Raw genomic sequence first — 2,270 nt, forward strand, 5'->3', positions numbered from 1 at the left:
GGCCGAACTGGGTAACTGTGCTGCCGACAGCGGCCAATTGCCGATCGTTCTGGCGGCGGTAGCGCGCGACGCCGGGGGCGCCCCCAGGCAAGTCCTTGCCGATGCGGGCTACCGCTCGGAGGCGACGTTCGAACAATTGCGCGAGCATCCCGCCGAGCTGATCGTGGCGCCCGGACGCGAGGGCAAGAAAGCGCTGAAGGTCGATGCCCGGAAGCGCCCGCTATGCGCCGCGATGGCCGACAAGTTTACTTGTGCGCAAACTCAGGCGGCCTATCGAAAGCGCAAATGGCTGTCCGAACCGCCGAATGCCTGGGTAAAGAGCGTTCTCGGATTTCGACAATTCAGCATGCGTGGACTGGCCAAGGCACAGGCCGAATGGAAACTCGTCTGCGCGGCGCTGGTAAGCGTGCTCCGGTAGGGCACTTGCGTCCTCGGTCACAATTCGGGGCGCTCGCCATAACAGCAGGGTTGCGGGTCCAACTCTCAAACGGGCTCAGTGCACCAGATAATAGGCCGACCTCGACCAGCCGCTGCCTCGTCATCATAGCCTCCGGAATTTGCCTGCAGCAGGCGTGCTCTTCATCCTTCGGCTGTCGGGTAAAACCCGATGAACCCGATGAATCACGCTTCATCACGAGCGCTTCTTACCTGCCTCTATCCTGTTCGCCCTCCCGCGGCTCGCGTCGCTCTGTCGCGCAGATAGGCTTTCAACTCCTTAAGCGATCTATAAACGTCTGGGCGCATGGATTTTAGGAAATTATAAATTGCGTTGTTGCGAACGACCTTTCCGAACAGCATCAGCGAACTTTGAAATTTACGAATGCCTTCCAGTATTTGGCGGCTTTGCCATGGTTGCGCGTTTGGGGATGCGCACTCCACTAATCGGCGCAAAGCCCGTACGTAGTAGCCGACGCCATCGAAGTTGTGGGAATTAGCAAGCTCCGCGAGCGAATGCTCGGGATCTGGCATTTCGGCGAGATAGATATCGGCCCGCTTATCCTTAGAAGCAATTTCAACAAAGCCTTCCCAGTGGGGGCCATTCATAAGGGCCGCTGCCGACAGAGCAGGATAGCGATACACGAATTCGTTGTAAAAAATCGACCTACTGCCCCAATTTGATCTCAGTATTTCGCAATATGACTCGATCCAGCTGTGATTGGTAAGCAAGTCATCCAGAAAATAAGATTGGCTCTGAGCGCTGCCGAGTTGTAGGGCGTCTTTGACGATCGCGACCTGCGATTCATCTCGGGGGGCGGAGTACAATCTAGAAAGAAAATGCGAGATTCGGCCTGCGCGTTCGAGAAAGTGATTGACCTTTTGCTGCGCAGAGAGCGAAAAAGATAAAAAAGCGGAATCGTGGCAGCATTTCAACAGTTCGGCGATGAATTGCTGATCGTTTTTGTGGCCGCGAAACGTTTGCGCCAGCGCGGCGAGCTGTGCATGCGCGTCTTCATCAGCGCTCGCTAAGGGATTGAAGGCGTGCTTGAGCGATGAAATCTCTGCGGCGAGGTCGTGAAGCCGGTCTTTATCAACGGGTTGATTGATGTTTTGGGCCGCTTGGTTGAGATTCGATGCCGAGCGCCTCAAAGACTCCGCCACGAGAGTGCTCACCGAGGGATTAAAGGCGCGCTTGTGCGATGAGGTCTCTGGCGCGAGGGGGCGACGCGACGGTTCGACGGGTTGATTGACGCTTACAGTAACGTGAGGATGCGGCTCTGGCCGCTTCGGCAGCGCTGTCAAAGCACTGCCCGGCCCGATAAATCGACGCTTAACCAAGCTTGGCCGGCGGTTGCCCAGGTAATCTCTCTCTCGCTACGTCAAAATCCCCTGAGACGCTGTCAGAGTTCCTGAGCTTAACGAGTGGCATCAAGTTTTCCGCGGATGGATTGTGCTTTAATATGCCACGAAGTCGCTATGCCGCCATCATTACGGATAAATTGCTGACTAAGCCTCATATGTATGACAGTTTGTAAGCAAGCAAGCCGAAGTGAGCCTTCGCCGCATGCGGCGGCGAGGATCAGTCGGGGGGCGCACTGTGTCCGAGCCGATGCGCTGCGTTCGGCGCCTCACCCAGACCGTTGTGCAGCTCGTCGATGCAAAGCCTTGGACGGCCTCATCGGCCACTGCATGCTTATGGACAAGGAACTCAACCAAGGCTTGGTATATCTTGGTCAAAATAAATATCGCTCTAGGCTTGAGTTGCTTCCCGAAAACCTGATCTTTTGACCTCAAAAGCCCGGCCTGTCTTAGCGCCGGGCTTTTTTAGGTAG

The 2,270-nt window shown here is 56.0% G+C and carries 2 protein-coding genes; one reads left to right on the forward strand and one right to left on the reverse strand.

Translation table 11 applies throughout. The features are described 5' to 3' along the window. Positions 1-418, forward strand: a 418-nt coding sequence (locus AWB78_RS42165; protein ID WP_157697895.1) for a transposase, incomplete at its 5' end; no start/stop codon positions are given. Between the two features lie 236 nt (positions 419-654). On the opposite strand, the gene AWB78_RS42170 is transcribed toward AWB78_RS42165, so the two are convergent. Next, positions 655-1,776: a hypothetical protein gene (locus tag AWB78_RS42170; protein ID WP_157697896.1), complete on the reverse strand. Its 1,122-nt coding sequence runs from the start codon at positions 1,774-1,776 to the stop codon at positions 655-657. Positions 1,777-2,270: the final 494 nt, after the last annotated feature.

It is taken from the genome of Caballeronia calidae (genome assembly GCF_900044055.2).
Taxonomy (GTDB): Bacteria; Pseudomonadota; Gammaproteobacteria; order Burkholderiales; family Burkholderiaceae; genus Caballeronia; species Caballeronia calidae.